Raw genomic sequence first — 19,584 nt, forward strand, 5'->3', positions numbered from 1 at the left:
AGCGTCCAACTGTTTGATGGAATTCGTCCGCGAAGCACGACTTTCGGTGCCGCCGACGGTGTCCGGTGAGCTGGCTGTCGAGGCCCCGCCGCCGGTGCCCAAGGTGGTTCCGGTGAACCCGCTTACCCGGCTGATGCCCCTCGCGATGCTGGTGGCCGCCGTCGGGATGATGGCCTTCTATTTCACGTCCGGTGCGGCGTCTGCCCGCAACCCGATGTTTCTGTTCTTCCCGGTGATGATGCTGGTATCGGTGCTCGGCACCGTCGCCTACGGCGCGCGCGGCGCCAACCGCTCCGCCGAGATCAACGAGGGCCGCAAGAGCTACCTGCGCTACCTCGACACGCTCGACGCCACGATCGCGCAAGCCGCCGAGGCCCAGCACCTTTCGCTGTGGCAAAGCCACCCTGACCCTTCAGCGCTGTGGACGCTGGTGGGCGGCCCGCGGATGTGGGAGCGTCGCCGACACGACGCGGACTTCGGCCACGTGCGGGTCGGGATCGGCGATCAGCCGCTGAGCACCGTGTTGGTGGCGCCGCCGCTCGGGCCGTCCGATCAGCACGACCCCGTCACCGTGGACGCGATGCACCGGTTGATCGAGCAGCGGTCGATGCTCGCCGAGGTGCCCGTCGTCGTGGCACTACCCGAGCACGCCGCGGTAACTGTCGAGTGCGACGTCGACGCCGCCCGCGCGTTGATCCGGGCGATGGTCTGCCAGCTTGCGGTGGCCCACGGACCCGACGTTCTCGCCGTCGCCGCGGTGGTCGGTCCGGATACCCGTCACCAGTGGGAGTGGCTGAAATGGCTGCCACACCATCAGCATCACCGCGAGGTCGACGCCGTCGGCCCGCAGCGACTGGTCTACGGCAGCCTCCGGGAGGCGGTGGAGGCGGTGACGTCACGCTGGGCCGTGGTGATCGTCGACGGCGCGCCGACGGCCGGGTTCGACCGGGTTCCGCTCGACGGGTCGGTCACCGTCGTGGCGGCCGGCGCGACGCTCAGCGTGACCGGGTTGCGGTTGCCGGTCGACGGTATGTCGCGGGCTGATTCGTTGACGCGGAGCCAGGCCGCGACGTGTGCACGACGGTTGGCGCGGTATCGCCTCAGTGACTCCCAGGCGGGCCCGAACGCGGCCCGCGACTGGTTGGAGCTGATGGGCATCGACGATCCGCACCGCATCGACCCTGAGCGGCGATGGGCGTCGACCCGAAGCGGGCGCATCATGCCCATCCCCATCGGCGTCGCACAGGACGGATCGCCGGTGCGACTCGACATCAACGAGGCCGCGCGCAACGGTATGGGCCCACACGGGTTGTGCGTGGGCGCAACCGGTTCGGGCAAATCGGAGTTCCTGCGCACGCTGGTCCTCGGCGCCATCGCGGCCTATTCACCCGAGGTGCTGAACCTGGTGCTGGTGGACTTCAAGGGCGGCGCGACATTCCTTGGAATGGAGCGGGCGCGGCACGTCGCGGCGATCATCACCAACCTCGCCGACGAGGCGCACCTGGTCAGCCGAATGAGCGATGCGTTGGCCGGCGAGATGCACCGGCGCCAGGAGTTGTTGCGGGCCGCAGGCGGATTCGCGAATGTCGCCGACTACGAGCGCGCCCGAACACAAGGGGCAGCACACCCGCCGTTGCCCGTCTTGTTCATCGTCGTCGACGAGTTCTCCGAACTGTTGAGCCAACACCCCGACTTCGCTGAGCTGTTCGTGGCGATCGGCCGACTCGGCCGCTCGCTGGGTATGCACCTGCTGCTGGCCAGCCAGCGCCTCGACGAAGGCCGGTTACGCGGTCTGGAAACCCACCTCTCCTACCGGGTCTGCCTCAAGACGTTCTCGGCCGGCGAATCGCGCGCGGTGCTGGGGTTGCCCGACGCCTACCACCTGCCGGGCAGTCCCGGCGCGGCGTATCTGAAGACCGCAGCGGGGGATCTGACCCGGTTTCAGACCGCGTTCGTATCCGGCATCACCGCCGCGCCCGGCGCCGATTGCGAGCAACCGCTGCTGCCGCGACCGTTCACCGCGGCACCGGTCCTTCTGCCCACCGCGGCAAAGAACCCGACACCGCGGGAAGAACGCACCGTGCTGGACACGGTATTGGACCGCGTCGGCGGGCGCGGCACCGCCGCACACCAAGTGTGGTTGCCGCCGCTGACCACCTCGCCGCCACTCGAGCGGCTCCTCTCCAGCGGGGTTCGTGGGCTGAAGGTCCCGATCGGGTTGGTGGACCGGCCGTTTGAGCAACGTCACGATGTGCTGGCCGTTGACCTGTCCGGCGCCGCGGGCAACGTGGCGATCGTCGGGGCGCCGCGGTCCGGTAAGTCCACGGCGCTGCACACGATGATCCTGGCGCTGGCGGAGGCCAACGATCCGGCCGAGGTCGGCTTCTACTGCCTGGATTTCGGCGGCGGAACCCTGTCGTCATTGCGCGATCTGCCGCACATGGGATCAGTGGCCGGACGACGGGATGTCGATCTGTGCCGTCGCACGGTCGCGGTCATGCAGTCCATCGTCCGCGCCAGGGAGGACCGGGCCCGACGCGCCGCCGGTGACACTATCGCGAAGGCGGATCCGGTCGGCGACGTCTTCCTCATCGTCGATGGCTGGGCCACCTTGCGCCAGGAGTTCGACACGCTCGAGGCGCCGATCACCGCCCTTGCCGCGAACGGTCTCTCGTTCGGTGTCCACGTCGTCGTGACGGCTTCGCGCTGGCCCGAGTTGCGGCCCGGGCTCAAAGATCAGATCGCGACGCGCATCGAGTTGCGGCTCGGCGAGCCTGCCGAATCGGAGATGGACCGCAAGCTCGCCCGCCAACTCAGTGCGGCGGGGCCAGGGCGCGGTCTCACGGCCGACGGTAAAGAAATGCTGCTTGCGCTGCCCCGCTGGGACGGGGTCGAGCGGTTGCAGCGCCGCTACGGCGGACGCCGCGCACCGACGGTGGAACTGCTGCCCGGCCGCATCAAGCTGGCTGATCTCATCACGCGGACGAAGGCACCTCCAATGCCGCCGCACGTTCTCATCGGCATGGGCGAGCGTGAATTGCAGCCGGTAACACTCGATCTTGCCGCGCAGCCACATTTGCTGGTGCTGGGTGAAGCCGAGTCGGGTAAGACGTCGGTGCTGCGCCTGCTGTGTCAGCAGATCATCGGCGGCGCCAGCCCCGAGCAAGCACAGATCGAGATCGTCGACTTTCGCCGCACGCTGCTCGGCGTCGTGGAAACGCAGCACCTCGCCGGATATGCGGCGTCCTCGGCGGTGCTCGCATCGCGCATGCGGTCGCTGTTGTCGCGGTTGGAGGGACGAATGCCGGGGGAGAACGTCACCCAGCAACAGTTGCGGGAAAGGTCGTGGTGGTCGGGCCCGCAGATCTATGTCGTCGTCGACGATTACGACCTGGTCGCCACCTCCACCGGAAACCCGTTGGCACCGCTTGCCGACCTGCTACCGCACGCTAAGGATCTGGGTCTGCACGTCATCGTCGCGCGACGGTCCAGCGGTGCCGCGCGGGCGATGTTCGACCCGGTACTGGCCCGGCTGCGCGAACCGGGTTGCACCGGGTTGATGTTGAGCGCGGACCCGGAGGAGGGTGCGCTGCTCGGCGCGGTTCGACCGGCACCGTTACCGCCGGGCAGGGCCACGTTGATCAGCCGCGCCGATGCGCATCAGCTCATCCAGGTCGCCTGGGTCGAGCCACCGTGACCGAAACCGTTCTCGAGGTCGGACCCCGCCGCATCCGCGGCCCCAATAGCATTCCGTTCGAATGGGTTTCGACGGCACTGGAGTGCATCGACGACGACATCGCACTGCTGGACGACCGACCGGTGGCGGTGCAGGAACTGTGGCAGGATGTCATGCGGACGGCCGCCGGTGAGGAGGCCGGCCCGCTGGTGGTGATCTGCCCGACGTGGTGGCCGTCGGCGCGCACTGACCGGGTGCGCGAGGCGGCCCAGGCCGTCGCCGAAGACGTCGTCGTTTTACCGCGCACCGAACTGCTGTGCGCAGTGGCCGCTCCGCGGCGACCGACGATCGTCGAGTTGGCAGGTGACCTCGTCGTCGTCACCCACCCCAATGCGCGCGCAATCGTCGTCGCACATCACGGCGACGCGGCCGCGACGGCGGAGGCGGTCGTCTCGGCGGTCGGCGCGTCGCCCGTCGTGCTCATCGACGCCCCGGACGCCGCGATCGTCGGCCGGCTGCGGCGCGACGGAATCGAGGTCGTTGAGGTCGACGAGGACGCGCTGCGACGGGAAGTGTTGCGGTCCAGGCGAATCGCTGCCCCGCCTGCCAAGGCGCGTCGCGGACGTCGCCCCTGGGTGGCGGTGGTCCTCGTCGGCGCGGCTGCCATAGCGGCGGCGGCCCTGCTCGGCGGAACTACTGGAGGTTCGCCGACAGCGTGGTTGGTGGAGGGCCGGGTGGGCATGGTGGTGCCTGCCGACTGGACCGTGCAACATGTCACCACCGGTCCGGGATCTGCGCGGGTGCAGATCGCGTCCCCATCGCGTGACGATGTCGCCGTGCACCTGACGCAGTCGATCGCGGTGCCCGACGAACGTCTCGAGGTGACGGCAACCATGCTGCGGGCGGCGCTCGACGCCGAAACCCCCGGCGTCTTCGTCGATTTCAATGCCGCCGATCACCGCGCCGACCGCAACGCGGTGACATATCGAGAAGTGCGACAAGATCACACGGTCGCCTGGGCGGTGCTGGTCGACGGGATCGTGCGCATCGCGATCGGCTGCCAGAGCCCGACAGGACAGGAGCATCTGGTGCGTAAGGCGTGCGACCAGGCGATCCGCAGCGCCCACGCGGTGCACTGAAAAAAGTTGCCCGGACGATGGAACCGAACGGGCCGCCGCTGCGTCCAACTTGATAACGGCACGATGAAAGGAAGCCCATGACCACACCTGCAGGCGGTGCACTGACCACCGACTTCGACCTGATGGCCGCGGTCGCCGACAAGACCGATGCGCGCAACGACGAGATCCGGGCGTTTCTGCAGTCGTTCATCGGGCGGATGAGCAGCGTGCCGCCGTCGGTGTGGGGCGGTGTGGCCGCCACCCGGTTCAGGGAGGTGGTGGACCGGTGGAACACCGAATCGCTCAAGCTGCACACTGCGCTCGCGCGGATCGCGGAGACCATCCGGCAGAACCGGCAGACGCTGGTCCACGCCAGCGAGAGCCACTCCCAGCGGCTCGGCGCCGTCGGCACGGAGTTGTGAGCCATGGACCACACGCTTGCGTACAACTTCGGTGAGATCGAGTACACGGTTCGGCAGGAGATCCATGCCACGTCAGCGCGGCTGAACGCGGCGCTCGACGATCTGCGCGCCCAGATCGCGCCGCTGCAGCAGGTCTGGACACGTGAGGCCGCGCAGGCCTACCGCGTCGAGCAGAGCCGCTGGGAGCAGGCGGCCGGGGCGCTCAACGACATCCTGTTCAACCTGGGCAATGCGGTTCGTGACGGCGCGGATGACGTCGCGGCCACCGACCGCACCGCCGCCAACGCCTGGGGCGCCTAGCCCCGCCGGGACACTGTGCGGTCCCGCCTTGGAGGGGAGCCGGGCGGGACCGCACAGTACGTTTTGACCTGCGACGACGCTCGCGGGTAAGCTGCCTCGTTGGCGTGCGGAACGCCGGGCCTCGGGTCAATGTCGGTCGCCGAGGGTTTCCCACCGCAACCGCCCTGACCGGCACCAGGTAACCCGAGAAGAGAGGTATGCGCTGTGCCTACGTACACGCCGAAGGCGGGTGACACCACGCGCTCGTGGTACGTCATCGACGCCACCGACGTGGTGCTCGGCCGGCTCGCCGTCGCGGCAGCGAATCTGTTGCGCGGCAAGCACAAGCCGACATTCACGCCGAATGTCGACGGTGGCGACTTCGTCATCGTCATCAACGCCGAAAAGATCGCGATCAGCGGCAACAAGGCCGACCGCACGTTTTTCTACCGCCACTCGGGTTACCCCGGTGGCCTGCGCAGGCGGTCGCTCGGTGACGAGATGGAAAAGCACGCGGATCGGGTCGTCGAGAAGGCGATCCTCGGCATGATCCCCCACACCAAGTTGGGCCGCCAGATCAAGAAGAAGCTGCGCGTCTACGTCGGGCCGGATCATCCGCACACCGCCCAGCAGCCGATTCCGTACGAGATCAAGCAGGTGGCCCAGTGACCGAGTCAGTTGAGACGACCCCAGACAGCGACACCACCGAGGCCGCCGGGACTGTGGCCGAGACCGAGGCCGCCCCGCGTGAGCCCGTGGTGTTCGACCGCCCCGTCCAGACCGTAGGCCGCCGCAAGGAGGCTGTGGTGCGGGTGCGTCTGGTGCCCGGCACCGGCCAGTTCAACCTCGACGGACGCAGCCTCGAGGCTTACTTCCCGAACAAGGTGCACCAGCAGCTGATCAAGGCCCCGCTGGTGACCGTGGATCGGCTGGAGAGCTTCGACGTCTACGCCCACCTCGACGGTGGCGGCCCGTCCGGCCAGGCCGGCGCGCTGCGCCTGGCGCTTGCGCGGGCGCTGATCCTCGTGCAGCCCGAGGACCGGCCTGCGCTGAAGAAGGCCGGCTTCCTGACCCGGGACCCCCGGGAAATCGAGCGCAAGAAGTACGGCCTCAAGAAGGCCCGCAAGGCGCCTCAGTACAGCAAGCGCTGATCGATTGTTTGTAAAGCCGCCGGGTTCGCATCGCGAGCCCGGCGGTTTTCTTTATGCCAGTAACGTTCGCCGGGGTACGGAACGATGTGTGATTGAGTCCTCAGCTGCGGCCGAGCGAATCGCCTTTACCTCCCAGTTAATTAGCGCGACGCATTATACGCGCGAATGACGCTCTGATTCTTAAATTTTGGTTTGACTTCCCCCGTGATCGTGTAACCCGTCTGTTCGGAAGCAGAGGGCCTTCCGCCAGGCAGGCAAACCTGCCACTGCGGCGGATCGCGTGTCGGGGGCCGGATCCGCTGCTTCCTGACAGAAGGGAATATCTGATGCGGAACATCGTGAAGAGAGCGTCCACGGGCGCTTTGATCGGCGGATCACTACTGTTCACCGCTGGCTTGGGCCTGGCGGGCGCACAACCGCTCAATGTCCAGGACGGTCTCGTCAACGTGGGTGTCGGTGACGTCACGATCCTCGAGGACGTGAATGTCGGCGTCGCGGCGACCGTCGCGGCAGCCATCTGCGACGTCGCCGACATCGGCAGCGTCAATGTGCTGGCTGAGGCCGTCGACAGCGGAACGGCTCCCTCTGAGACCGTCTGCGATGTGCCCGGTGGCGAGATAACGCTGACGCAGAACGCCGGTACTCCTGGTCAGTCAGGTCAGGCGCCTGGCGGCGGCCCCGCACAGGCTCCCGGTAACCCGACCCCGGGCGGCCCGAATAACTAAACGACGCCCCAACCTCACCGCCCGCATCCTCTCGATGCGGGCGGTGGGTCGTGTCGGGCCTAAATCGGTGCCCGGGACCTGCCCGGACGGCATCTTTCACGAAATTCGTGTTTGGTCGCACGGTGAGTGCGGGAAATCCCGTCCGGGCGGCAGGGGCGCCTCTTGTGCGCTGGCGGGCCATTCCTGCCATCGCGGCCGCGCGGACCTTGTGGGCGAGCCGGATCACTGCCGCCTATCGACAAAGGAGCATTTGATGAGGAACGTCGTTAGAAACGCTGCTGCAGGCGCCCTGATGGGCGGCTCGCTGCTGTTCACTGCCGGGCTCGGTGTCGCCACCGCGCAGCCGGACGATGCCCAGAACAACAACGACCGGGTCAACGTGGCCATCGGCACCGCAGGTGTGCTCGAGAACGTGGCAGTGACCGATGCAGCGCAGATCGCGGCCGCGCTCTGCGACGTCGAGGTCGCTGAGGTGAACTCGGTCACCGAATCCGTTCTGAACAACGGCACCGAGCAGGTCGTCTGCACGAACAACCTCGGCTCGGTGAACATCCAGCCGGGCGGCCCGGGACAGTCGGAGAACGCCCCCGGCCAGGCCGAGGTGGCTCCGGGACAGGCCGAGAGCGCCCCGGGACAGGCTGAGACCGCGCCGGGCGCCGCAGAGGCTCCCGCCGAGCAGCCCGCTGAAGGCCAGAACTAAATAGTCAGCGTCCACCGCCCGTGTCCGGTTGTTCGGACGCGGGCGGTGCGTCGTTTCGGGTCGCGGTTGGATACCGATTCGGTGGCGGCACGGGCGGCACCTTCGCCAGTTGGTTTTTCGGGCGGCATCTGTGAGAAGTTTGTCGGCATGGCTCGACTGTTCGGCACCGACGGCGTTCGCGGGGTGGCCAACCAGGCGCTGACCGCGGAATTGGCGTTGGCGCTGAGCTCGGCGGCAGCTCGCCGGCTGGGTAGCGTCGGCGGTCATGCTCGTCGGGTCGCCGTCGTCGGCCGCGACCCACGGGCCAGCGGCGAGATGCTGGAAGCGGCGGTGATCGCGGGCCTGACCAGCGAGGGCGTCGACGCGCTGCGGGTCGGCGTGCTGCCGACGCCGGCCGTGGCGTACCTAACGGGCGCATACGACGCCGACTTCGGCGTGATGATCAGCGCGTCGCACAACCCGATGCCCGACAACGGCATCAAGATCTTCGGACCCGGCGGCCACAAACTCGACGACGCCACCGAGGACCGGATCGAGGAACTGGTCCATCAGGGTCCCGGCGAGCGACCCGTCGGCGCGAGCATCGGCCGTGTCGTCGACGCCGAGGACGCCCTCGACCGCTACCTGCGGCACACCGGAAAGGCGGTCACCACCCGACTCGACGGGCTGACCGTCGTCGTCGACTGCGCCCACGGTGCCGCCTCGACCGCAGCCCCACAGGCCTACCGGGCTGCCGGCGCCGACGTCGTCGCGATCAACTCCGCGCCCGACGGCCTCAACATCAACGACCGCTGCGGTTCAACGCACATGGAAGCCCTGCAATCCGCGGTGGTGTCCCGCCGCGCGGATCTGGGGATCGCGCACGACGGCGACGCCGACCGGTGCCTGGCCGTCGACGCCAGCGGCCGCATCGTCGACGGCGACGCGATCATGGTGATCTTGGCGCTTGCGATGCAGGAAGCCGGTGAGCTGGCGTCCAACACGCTGGTCACCACCGTGATGAGCAACCTCGGGTTGCATCTGGCGATGCGCGCGGCGGGCGTGAACGTGCGCACCACCGGCGTCGGCGACCGCTATGTGCTCGAGGAACTGCGGGCAGGGGAGTTCTCACTCGGCGGTGAGCAGTCCGGTCACATCGTCATGCCGACGTTGGGCACCACGGGCGACGGTATCGTCACCGCTTTGCGGTTGATGTCGCGGATGGCGCAGACCCGCAAACCGCTTGCGACGCTGGCCGAGCCGATGAAGACGCTGCCCCAAGTGCTGATCAACGTGGAGGTGACGGACAAGGCGACCGTGGCCGACGCGCCGTCGGTGCGCACCGCCGTCGCGCAGGCGGAAGCCGAGCTAGGCGATACCGGCCGAATCTTGTTGCGGCCCTCGGGAACTGAGCAAGTCGTTCGGGTGATGGTGGAAGCGGCCGACGAGGACACCGCGCGGCAGTTGGCGGTGCGGGTGGCCGAGCAGGTCAGCGCCGCGCGCTGAGGATGGAACCGAAAGCGCCCCCGCTGCGTCCAAACCTATATGGGACAACCTGACGCCGCGGGTGTCGATGTCGTGGCGCTGCTCGGTGTGGCAGACCAGTATCAGTCAGTGGCCGATCTACTCGACGGCGCGGTGCGTACGCATCTGGCCGGTCTGAGCTTCGACGGAGCGACGGCGGGTCGGGAGTATGTCGCTCGGGGTGACGCTGTACGCGATGGGCTGGAGCAAGTTGTGCACCAGCTACGGCAGTGGTCGCGTGCGTGCAGTGAAATCGCCGCCGTGTTGCGGATTTCGGCGGACCGCTACGTGGAGGCCGACGCGCGCGCCGGCAGGCGAGTGGGTTGAGCCATGGTCTTCGATGTCGCTTCGCGATTGGCTGAGGGCATGCCGGCTGTGGAGGCCGTGCAAACCTATGTGTGGGCATGCCGGATGCTCGGATATGAGCATCCGGATCTCACGACGGCCGCGGCACAGGTGCGTGATCGGTACGCCAGCGAGGAGGGATTGAACCTGGCGGCGCTGGACGCCGATTGCGCGGCGCTACAGTCGGCAGCGACGACGGCGGCGGAGGCGCTCGTGCGTCAGGACGATCAACGGGTTGCGCTGACCGCGGCGTGGCATGGTCGGGGCGCTGATGCGGCGCGAGAATTCCTGCGCCGCCATGGTGAAGCGTCGGCGGTGGCGGCGGCGGCGGTGCGTACCGCAGCGCATGGCCTGGCCGAGTTGCGGGACAAGCTGTGGCAGGCCGTCGACGGCAAGGTTGCGACCGTTTTGGCCGTCGATGATCAGGTGCAGCGTCCGGATTGGCTGGCGGCGGCTCAGACCGTGACAACCGGCGCCGGCGACCGCGCGGTGGCCAGCGAGCTGATAGACCAAGAGGTAAAACCGTTTGTCGCCAACGTGGTCGGCGGAGAATGGGTGGCGGCGATGCATGCCGCTGTTGATGCGATCGAGGCGGCATACGATGCGGTGACCGCTGAGCTTGTCTCGGAGGGTGATGCGGTGTTCGCCGTGCCGGGTGATCTGGGGCCGACGTGGACGCCGCCTTCGGAGATCGGCGCGTCGCCGGCTCAGACGGTCGCGACCACCGCGCCGACAGCGTGGAATGCGCCTGCGCCGGTTGGCTCGTCGCCGCCTCTTGCTGCGGCGCCGGCTTCGGCACCCGCTTTGGCCCCGCCTGCCGTGGCGCCGACCGCTGCTGCGGCGCCGGTTGATCCCGCAGCGACGGCGCCTGCGCTGGCTCCGCCTCCGATGCCGTCGCTCGGCGGTGGGGGACTGGGGGAAATGGGTAGCGGGCTTTCGGGATTCGCCCAGCAGCTGGGTGAGACATTGGGCGGTCTGTTGGGGTCGGTCGACAATGTGGGAGCCGAAGTACCCGAGCTCGAGGAGCCCGAACTCGACGCGCCGGAGCTGGATGAGCCGGAGCTGGATGAGCCGGAGCTGGACGAAGGTGAAGAACTCGATGACGCGGAAGCGGAGGAAGGCGCGGCCGACGAACCCAATACTGTTTGTGAGCCACCTCCGGAAGAGCCCGTGCCGCAACAGGATGAGGTGCTCGCGGACGAAGCTGCCGTGGAGGCCGCGCCGGAGCCGACGCCACCGCCCATTGCAGAGCCACCGGCGCCTGCATCACCTGAGCCGCCACCAGGAGCGGGCACTCCGTGCGAGATAGCCGCCCACGAACTGCCGCAGGTAGGGGAGTAACCGGGCGCTGTGATCACAGCCGTGGGCGCAAACTCGACACGGTAGGTCCGAGCGTGAGATTGCGCATACGGGAACTATCCGCTTGCACGTCCCTCGACCGCGGACCGACGTCACGGTGCGGCAGGGTGTCGCGGGGGTCGCGGCAGTAGTTGGCACCTACATCACGACCGCGCTGGTACACCGCGCACTTCTGGTGCCGGCCTGTGGTGCGCTTGGCGCCGTCATCGGCCCAGCGGTCGAAATCGTGCCCGCCAAAGCCGGTCTGTTCGCCTACCACGACGACTCCGATGGTTTGTCGGAGTCGGACCGTGGCTGGACCGGTTATATCTCGCGATCGGCGTCGTCGTCGCACTGCTCGGTGAGATTGCCGCCAGCCGAAGGCAATCGACAACGCTCAGTAATTCGGCGGCGGCCTCATCGCGTTGAATTCGCGTTCGGCGGTGATGCGTGCTTCGTTTTCGGCGGCGCGGGTGCGTCGTCGTCGTGGCATCTTCAGGGCGCGTTGCGCCGAGGGCGGGGGTGCGTTGGACGGTGGTGGCAGCTCAGCGGTGGTGGTGTCCCAGTGTGGGAAGTAGAGCTTGCTGGTGGGATGGGTGCGATAGGTGTGGCCGCTGGGCGCGGTCCAGATGATGGTGCCGTCGGGGCATTGTTGGTCACGCCAACCGCAAAACGTCTTCAACAAATGATGAAAACGGCATAGGCACTTGATGTTTGACGGATGCGTGGGTCCGCCCGGATACGGCGTGGTGTGGTCGAGATCGCAGCACTCGGCCGGGCGGTCACACCCGGGGAAGCGACACGTCATATCGCGCAGGCACACGAAGCGCTCACAAGCCCGCGACGGCCGATAGCGCGGCTCGCCTGCTGTCGCCTCCGGGCGATACACGCTCTGTACTTTGGCGCCGTTGGCGACCAGCTCGGCCAGCAACGCCGGCGGAATCACCCCACCACCGACGATCACCGCCGCCGACCCCGAATTACCGGACTGGTTGGGCACCCACAGATTGGCCTTGGGTGTCGATTTGGCCCGCGGCTCCTCATCGCCCGGCTCGGCTTCCGGCTGCGAGGTTGACTCGTCGAGCACCGGCTTTGTTTCCGCGGTGTCAGCTGCGGGAACCTCCGGTTTCGGAGGTTCGGGATCGGCGTCGGTGCGGGTGTCGTGGGAGCGCTCCGCAGAGGTGGTGGCCGGGGTTTCGGCGGTCGGGACGGTGTCGGTGAGCACGTGGATGACGAACGCGGCCGCACGCGGGTCGTCTTTGTTGGTCCAGGGGCATTGCGGGCTGCCGCATTGGCATGTGAGGCGATCGGCCCCAGCGGCCAACGCCCCCAACGCCGCCGCGCGCCGCTGACCCACACTGCGCGGATCGCCAGCACATAGCCCAGCGACCATCTGTTCCAGACACTGCATCAACAACTTCGCGTCAGTGGCCGAAAGCCGCCCGTACAACGACGCCGTGCCGGTGTCATCATCGGGCTTGCCTACCTGCACATCACATTTGCGCGCGGCGTCGCGAAAACGCCGCCGCGCATCCGGGTCATGGGTCTCCACCACCGCATCGACGGCCAACTCCAGCCGCTCCTGGCCCAAGGCTCCCCACGAGGACGCCCGCTGGGCGATCTCAGCATCCACCCGCGCCAACGGCTCATCCTCAAGGACCAAATGGGTGCGCCAGGTGATCGTGGAAATCACCTGCGCGCTGATCAAGCCCTGACTAAAAAGTGCGGCGACCTTGGGCAGTCGGTTACGCAACGCCAACCCGACCGCCATCTGTTGCCCGGCCCGATAGCGGCTGATACCCATCGCCGCGGCCACCTCGGCGGCCGCGCAATCCCACCCATCGACCACCCAGTGCTCGCGCTCCTCATACGATTCACGGGACCGCGCGGCCAGCTCACCGGTCGCGGCAAACCGCCGCGCCGCAATGGCAGCCTCGAAACGCGCGCACGCCTGGATCTCAGCGACCAACCCCGCATCGTCGACCGACCGAAATCCTTCGAACATACGTTCGATACTGCCAGAGGGGTACGACAAGATTGTCGTCGCAGGTCATCCGGCGCGACGGCGAATCTCGGCGAGCGCAGATGGGGTTCAGCCGCGAGGGCAAGGTGCGGCGGGGCCGGCCAGGCTGTGTTGCAGGCCGATCAGACCGCAGCTCCGGCGGGGCGCCTGCGACGCGACGACCGACGCCGACGCGGCCGCTGAGGCGCCGTGGGCTCCGGCCGGCTGAGTACCAGCGGCTTCGAGAACGTGCGTTCGCCCGGCGCAATCTCACGTAACACCGGGTGCGATGCACCGCTGAACCGCGTGATCGTCGGCTTCACACCCGCTTTGCGGACGAGCTGTCGCACGTCGGAGACTTGGTCGTCGAGCATCAGCGTCACCACCGTGCCGTCGGCTCCGGCGCGCGCCGTGCGACCGGACCGATGCAGGTACGCCTTGTGTTCGACCGGGGGATCGGCGTGTACGACGAGGTTCACGTCATCGACGTGAATTCCCCGCGCCGCGATGTCCGTCGCGACCATCACGGTCGCCGAACCATCAGAGAATGCCGCGAGATTGCGGGTGCGGGCATTCTGAGACAAGTTGCCGTGCAACTCGACCGCCGGCACACCTCGCGAATTCAACTGGCGTGTAAGAGCTTTAGCGCCGTGCTTGGTGCGCGAAAAAACGATCGTCCGACCGGGCGATGCCGCAAGGTCGGTCAGCACGTTGATGCGCGCAGCCTTCTCGACATGCAACACGTGGTGTTCCATCGCGGTGACCGGCGCCTCCACCGAATCCACGCTGTGCACCACAGGGTTGTTGAGGTAACGCTTGACCAGCACGTCGACCCCGCCATCGAGCGTGGCGGAGAACAACATCCGTTGCCCGTCTCGCGGCGTCTTATCCAGCAGCCGCTTCACGGGCGGCAGGAACCCCAGATCGGCCATGTGGTCGGCCTCGTCGAGTATCGAGATCTCGACGGCGGACAAATCGGCATGGCCCGATTTCACATGGTCTTCCAGACGTCCGGGGCATGCGATCACGACGTCGACGCCCGCACGCAGCTTCGAAATCTGCGGCTGGGGTCCGACACCGCCGAAGATCGTCACCGTGCGCAAGCCCGTCTCGGCGGCCAGCGGCGCCAACGACGCCGCGATCTGCGCGACGAGTTCGCGTGTGGGCGCGAGGATGAGCGCCCTCGGACGACCGGAAACCCGCTTGGTGCGATGGGTAGTGAGCCTCGTCACCATCGGCAACAGAAACGCGTAGGTCTTACCGGATCCGGTCCGGCCACGGCCGAGCACGTCACGGCCCGCCAGTGAGTCCGGCAGCGTCGCTGCCTGGATCGGAAACGGGGACTCGGCGCCGTTGGCGGCGAGAACGCTGATGACAGCCTCAGACAGGCCGAGGTCAGCGAAGGTGGGCACGCCTGTGCCACAGGTGTTTTGAACAGACAAGTAGGAAACTCCGAAAGTGAGGATGGTCGTCCTGCCCGGCGCGGAAGATTCCGCGGCGCTCGGTATGACGATCGAGAAGCGACAAAAGGCAGAACAGAAGATGCCGCTGGGCACCACTCTACAGGCAGGTCGCCCAATTCGTTTAATCGGCTACGGCAGCAGCGACTGCAATTCCTCGACGAAACGCACCGATTCGCGCTTATCGACGCCGAGTGGATGCAGCAACATCGTCGTCACACCGGCCTCGGCATAGGCGGCCAACCGTTCCTTGACGAACCCTCGCGGCCCCACCAGCGACACCTGGCGCACCAACTCGTCGGGCACCGCATTGATCGCTTCGGTCTTCTTGCCCGCGAGGTAGAGGTCCTGGATGTGATCGGCCACCTCGCCGTACCCGTAGCGGGTCGCCAAATTGTGGTAGAAATTGCGGCCGCGCGCTCCCATGCCGCCGATGTATAGCGCCAGTTGTGGCTTGGCCCAGGCCAACCGGTCATCGACATCGTCACCGATCGCCAGCGTCGCGCTCGCCATCACATCCAACGGTCCCAGCGCGGCATCCCGTTTGGCGAACCCCGCCGTCAGCGAAGGTCCCCACACCTCCTCCGCCTTCTCCGGGTAGAAGAACACCGGCTGCCACCCCTCGGCGATCTCCGCGGTCAGCTCCACATTCTTGGGACCCAGCGCCGCGATCGTCACCGGAATACGATCGCGCACAGGGTGATTGATCAGATGAAGCGGCTTGCCCAGCCCGGTGCCCTGCGATGCAGGCAACGGGATCTGGTAGTGCTTCCCGTCGAACTGCACCCTTTCGCGACGCCAGACCTGCCTGCAGATCTCGACGACCTCGCGGGTGCGGCCCAACGGCGCGTCGAACGGCACCCCGTGAAAACCCTCCATCACCTGCGGGCCCGAGGTGCCGATGCCCAACCGGAACCGGCCGCCGGAAACATAATCGAGGCCCGCCGCCGTCATCGCCAGCAAGGTGGGCGTGCGAATGTAGATCGGAACGACGCCGGTACCCAACTCGATCCGAGATGTCTTCGCGGCCAAAAAGCCCAGTTGGCTGATCGCGTCGTAGGAGTAGGCCTCGGCCACCAGGGCGAGGTCGACGCCGATTCTCTCCAACTCGACGACTTCGTCGACGGCGTCGAGAAAAGAGTCGGCGTAACTGAGGAAGATGCCGGTGCGCACTGCGAATGGCTCCTAGGGCTTCAAAAGGGCGATGACCTTGTCCTGCAGATCCACCGGGTCATCGGAGAACGGGTCGACAGCCGGCGACTTAGGCAGCGCGGCCTCAGGGTCGGCGAAGTCACGGTAGGTCTTGTCGCCGGTCAACAGGTGCAGCAGATAGCCCGTCATCAACGCCCGCACCACCTTCTGGGTGCTGCGATCGGCCCCGGGCAGACCCACCACACGAGCCAACCGACGGCCCTCGATGATCCCGCCCGCCTTGGCCTTGTTCACCGTCCGCAGCGTGGCCGACTTCCACACCCGGCTCAGCTCCACCGCGTTGGACCGCAACGTCATCGGGTCGCCCGGGGCAGTCAGCACCAGGCCGGGCACCGCGAGCGCCGCGGCCGGCTCCTCCGCCGCGGGCCGGGTGACGCTGGGAAATGCCGCGACGACGGCTTTGGGCGCGTTGGGTCCGGCCGGCATCCCGGCCGCCGTGAACACCGCGGCCGAACCGCCGAAACCGTGCCCGACGACGCCGAGCTTGGTCGGATGCACGCTGATCTTGCCCGGGCCCAGCCGCACGCCGGTGATGATGTCCAGCGCCGTGCCCAGGTCGAACGCGAAATTGAGGACCGACGGCGCCAAGCCGGTCTCGGTGTCGGGCGCCGCCGCGACGATGCCCCAGGACGCCAGATGCTCCAACGTGCCGTGGTAGCGGTCGGCCTTGGCCACCCAATCGTGACCGAACGCCACCCCGGGTAGGTTCATGCCGGATTCCGGGGTGAACACGACGCCGGGCAGACCGGCAAATGCCAGGTCACCTCGCAAAACGCGGTGCGGACCGCGCCGGGTCAACGCGGTGAAGAGCTTCTTCGTGCTGGCCACCACCGAACCGTAGCGCAGCGGGTGTGACGTAGCTCTTGCACTACCCTTTATGGCTATGTGCGGAATCGTCGGCTACGTGGGGCAACGCCCTGCCTGTGACATCGTCGTCGACGCGCTGCGCCGGATGGAGTACCGCGGATACGACTCCTCGGGGGTCGCCTTGCTGGACGGTTCCGGCGGGCTGACCGTGCGTCGGCGGGCCGGGCGGCTGGCCAACCTGGAGGCCGAGCTCAGCGCGACCGGATCGGACGGCCTGACTGGCACCACCGGCCTCGGCCACACCCGCTGGGCCACCCACGGCCGACCCACTGACCGCAACGCCCATCCGCACCGCGACAGCACCGGCAAGTTCGCCGTCGTGCACAACGGCATCATCGAGAACTACCCGGCCCTGCGCGGTGAGCTGGAAGCCGACGGCGCCGAGTTCGTCAGCGACACCGACACCGAGGTCGCCGTCCACCTGATTTCTCGGCAGTTCCGCCACGGTGACACCGCTGGCGACTTTCCCGCGTCCGCGCTCGCTGTGCTGCGCCGGCTCGAGGGCCACTTCACGTTGGTGTTCGCCAACGCCGACGAGCCCGGCACGATCGTCGCCGCGCGACGCTCCACCCCGCTGGTGCTCGGCGTGGGCCAGGGTGAGATGTTCGTCAGCTCGGATGTGGCGGCGTTCATCGAACACACCCGCGAGGCCGTCGAGCTGGGCCAGGACCAGGCGGTGGTGGTCACCGCAGACGGCTACCGCATCACCGACTTCAACGGCGAGGACGACGGCGCGAGTGCCCGCTCGTTCCACATCGACTGGGACATGTCGGCCGCCGAAAAGGGCGGCTACGAGTACTTCATGCTCAAGGAGATCGCCGAACAACCCGCCGCGGTCTCCGATACGCTGCTCGGGCATTTCACCGACGGGCGCATCGTGCTCGACGAGCAACGGCTGTCCGATCAGGAGCTACGCGAGATCGACAAGGTCTTTGTGGTGGCCTGCGGTACGGCGTTCCACTCCGGGCTGCTCGCCAAGTACGCGATCGAGCACTGGACACGGCTGCCCGTCGAAGCCGAGTTGGCCAGTGAATTCCGCTACCGAGACCCGGTTTTGGACCGCCACACGCTTGTCGTGGCGATCTCGCAGTCCGGTGAGACGGCCGACACGCTCGAGGCGGTACGGCACGCCAAGGAGCAGAAGGCCAAGGTGCTGGCCATCTGTAACACCAACGGCAGCCAGATCCCCCGCGAATGCGACGCGGTGCTCTACACCCGTGCCGGACCGGAGATCGGGGTCGCGTCCACCAAGACGTTCCTGGCGCAGATCGCCGCCAATTACCTTGTCGGACTGGCACTTGCGCAGGCCCGCGGCACCAAGTATCCGGACGAGGTGGAGCGCGAGTACCGCGAGCTGGAAGCCATGCCCGAACTGGTGTCTCGGGTGCTGAACCTGATGGAACCGGTTCGTCAACTGGCCCACCGATTCGCGCAGTCGCACACCGTTCTGTTCCTCGGCCGCCACGTCGGTTACCCGGTGGCGCTCGAGGGTGCGCTCAAGCTCAAAGAACTCGCCTACATGCACGCCGAGGGCTTCGCCGCAGGCGAGCTCAAGCACGGTCCCATCGCGCTGATCGAGGACGATCTGCCGGTCATCGTGGTGATGCCGTCGCCGAAGAACGCACCGATGCTGCACGCCAAGCTGCTGTCGAACATCCGCGAGATCCAGGCGCGCGGCGCGATCACCATCGTGATCGCCGAAGAAGGCGACGACACGGTCCGCCCGTACGCCGACCACCTGATCGAGATCCCGCCGGTGTCGACGCTGTTTCAGCCGCTGCTGTCGACCATCCCGCTGCAGGTGTTCGCCGCGGGGGTCGCGCAGGCCCGCGGCTACGACGTCGACAAGCCGCGCAACCTGGCCAAGTCGGTCACCGTCGAGTAGTGGCGGTCGGACACTTCAAGAGCGAGCGAGCCCGCGCGCGCTTCCTCGAGGTGTACCAGAAGGCGATGGCCGAGCTCGCGCCGGTCAGTGAAACCCACGATGTACCAACGCAGTTCGGTACGGTCCGGGTGTACCGGTTCAACGGTGCGGCCGACGCCCCACCGGTCATGCTGTTACCTGGTCGCAACGCCTCGACACCGATGTGGCGCACCAACATCGACACCCTGCTGGGCCGCCACCCCCTGCTCGGTGTCGACCTGCTTGGTGAGGCCGGAATGTCGGTGCAGCACAATCCGATCACCGGACCTGACGACGAGGCGCAGTGGCTCGACGACACGCTGGCGGCGCTGAACCTGGACCGGGTGCATTTCATGGGCGTGTCGATCGGCGGCTGGACTGCGGTCAACTATGCGGTTCGCCGACCCGGGCGGGCCGCCTCGCTGGTGCTGTTGGATCCGGTGTTCACGTTCGCTCCGGTCGCGGTCAAGGCGGTGCTGGCGTCGCCCGCGTTGTTCATGCCGGGGGTTCCGAACCGGCTGCGCAGATGGGTGCTCAGCTGGATCTCCGGCGGCGCCGAGGTCGACGACTCGCTGCCCGAGGCCGCACTGATCTCCGCCGGATCCTCTGAGTACGCGATGCGCAAGGCGATGCCCAAGATGATCACCGACGAGCAGTTGCGCTCACTGGACATCCCGGTGCTGGCGCTCCTCGGGGGCCGCAGCGTCATGCACGACGCCGTCCGCGCCGCCGCACGGGCACGAAACCTGTTGCCGCGCGTTCAGGTCGAACTGTGGCCGGACGCCTCACATGCCATCAACGGAGAGTACGCGGCCGAGATCGCCGACCGCGCGAGCGCGTTCTGGGACGACGCCGCCCGTCGAAACTGACCATGTGCAGCCAG

Annotated in this window: 17 protein-coding genes; 13 read left to right on the plus strand and 4 right to left on the minus strand. The window is 67.4% G+C overall.

The window, feature by feature from the left end; all coding sequences use genetic code 11:
- Positions 1-16: 16 nt before the first annotated feature.
- The 11 genes from eccCa (at position 17) to ABQF13_RS11520 (ending at position 11,260) form a co-directional block, all read left to right on the plus strand.
- Positions 17-3,697, plus strand: coding sequence for a type VII secretion protein EccCa (gene eccCa, locus ABQF13_RS11470; protein WP_448392862.1), 3,681 nt, complete (start codon positions 17-19; stop codon positions 3,695-3,697).
- Entirely contained in the window at positions 3,694-4,815 is a 1,122-nt protein-coding gene (locus tag ABQF13_RS11475) for a type VII secretion-associated protein (protein ID WP_448392863.1), read from the plus strand. The genes eccCa and ABQF13_RS11475 overlap by 4 nt, the downstream gene beginning before the upstream one ends.
- A 77-nt stretch (positions 4,816-4,892) precedes the next feature.
- On the plus strand, positions 4,893-5,216 hold the full coding sequence (locus tag ABQF13_RS11480) for a WXG100 family type VII secretion target (RefSeq protein ID WP_448392864.1): 324 nt from the start codon (positions 4,893-4,895) through the stop codon (positions 5,214-5,216).
- 3 nt (positions 5,217-5,219) lie between these two features.
- A complete protein-coding gene (locus tag ABQF13_RS11485; protein ID WP_448392865.1) occupies positions 5,220-5,516 on the plus strand; it encodes a WXG100 family type VII secretion target in 297 nt (98 codons plus the stop codon).
- A 204-nt stretch (positions 5,517-5,720) separates the two neighbouring features.
- Positions 5,721-6,164 carry a 50S ribosomal protein L13 gene (gene rplM, locus ABQF13_RS11490; protein WP_448392866.1) on the plus strand — a complete coding sequence of 148 codons (444 nt, stop codon included), beginning with the start codon at positions 5,721-5,723 and terminating at the stop codon, positions 6,162-6,164.
- Positions 6,161-6,646 carry a 30S ribosomal protein S9 gene (gene rpsI, locus ABQF13_RS11495; protein ID WP_448392867.1) on the plus strand — a complete coding sequence of 162 codons (486 nt, stop codon included), beginning with the start codon at positions 6,161-6,163 and terminating at the stop codon, positions 6,644-6,646. Before rplM ends, rpsI begins: the two co-directional genes overlap by 4 nt.
- Positions 6,647-6,972: 326 nt before the next feature.
- Positions 6,973-7,371, plus strand: a complete 399-nt coding sequence (locus ABQF13_RS11500) for a hypothetical protein (RefSeq protein WP_448392868.1) — start codon at positions 6,973-6,975, stop codon at positions 7,369-7,371.
- Between the two features lie 253 nt (positions 7,372-7,624).
- Positions 7,625-8,071, plus strand: a complete 447-nt coding sequence (locus ABQF13_RS11505) for a hypothetical protein (RefSeq protein ID WP_448392869.1) — start codon at positions 7,625-7,627, stop codon at positions 8,069-8,071.
- Positions 8,072-8,218: 147 nt separating this feature from the next.
- Complete coding sequence (gene glmM, locus ABQF13_RS11510) at positions 8,219-9,556, plus strand: phosphoglucosamine mutase (RefSeq protein ID WP_448392870.1); 1,338 nt, start codon at positions 8,219-8,221, stop codon at positions 9,554-9,556.
- Positions 9,557-9,595: 39 nt separating this feature from the next.
- On the plus strand, positions 9,596-9,901 hold the full coding sequence (locus tag ABQF13_RS11515; protein ID WP_448392871.1) for a DUF7162 family protein: 306 nt from the start codon (positions 9,596-9,598) through the stop codon (positions 9,899-9,901).
- Positions 9,902-9,940: 39 nt separating this feature from the next.
- Positions 9,941-11,260 (plus strand): hypothetical protein, encoded by a 1,320-nt coding sequence (locus tag ABQF13_RS11520; RefSeq protein WP_448392872.1) that lies wholly within the window; start codon positions 9,941-9,943, stop codon positions 11,258-11,260.
- A 394-nt stretch (positions 11,261-11,654) separates the two neighbouring features.
- Here the strand turns inward: ABQF13_RS11520 and ABQF13_RS11525 are convergent, their stop codons facing one another.
- The 4 genes from ABQF13_RS11525 to ABQF13_RS11540 all read right to left on the minus strand — a co-directional run bounded on the left by ABQF13_RS11525 (position 11,655) and on the right by ABQF13_RS11540 (position 16,759).
- The gene (locus ABQF13_RS11525) at positions 11,655-13,262 is read right to left on the minus strand and encodes an HNH endonuclease signature motif containing protein (protein ID WP_448392873.1); all 1,608 of its coding nucleotides are present in this window, start codon (positions 13,260-13,262) and stop codon (positions 11,655-11,657) included.
- A gap of 140 nt (positions 13,263-13,402) precedes the next feature.
- On the minus strand, positions 13,403-14,671 hold the full coding sequence (locus tag ABQF13_RS11530) for a DEAD/DEAH box helicase (protein ID WP_448392874.1): 1,269 nt from the start codon (positions 14,669-14,671) through the stop codon (positions 13,403-13,405).
- A 180-nt stretch (positions 14,672-14,851) separates the two neighbouring features.
- On the minus strand, positions 14,852-15,892 hold the full coding sequence (locus tag ABQF13_RS11535; RefSeq protein WP_448392875.1) for an LLM class F420-dependent oxidoreductase: 1,041 nt from the start codon (positions 15,890-15,892) through the stop codon (positions 14,852-14,854).
- Between the two features lie 12 nt (positions 15,893-15,904).
- Entirely contained in the window at positions 15,905-16,759 is an 855-nt protein-coding gene (locus ABQF13_RS11540; RefSeq protein WP_448392876.1) for a dienelactone hydrolase family protein, read from the minus strand.
- 55 nt (positions 16,760-16,814) lie between these two features.
- On the opposite strand from ABQF13_RS11540, the gene glmS reads away from it, so the two are divergent.
- Positions 16,815-18,683 (plus strand): glutamine--fructose-6-phosphate transaminase (isomerizing), encoded by a 1,869-nt coding sequence (glmS, locus tag ABQF13_RS11545; RefSeq protein WP_448392877.1) that lies wholly within the window; start codon positions 16,815-16,817, stop codon positions 18,681-18,683.
- Positions 18,683-19,570: an alpha/beta fold hydrolase gene (locus ABQF13_RS11550; RefSeq protein ID WP_448392878.1), complete on the plus strand. Its 888-nt coding sequence runs from the start codon at positions 18,683-18,685 to the stop codon at positions 19,568-19,570. The genes glmS and ABQF13_RS11550 overlap by 1 nt, the downstream gene beginning before the upstream one ends.
- Positions 19,571-19,584 lie beyond the last annotated feature (14 nt).

This window comes from Mycolicibacterium sp. XJ879 (assembly GCF_053483935.1).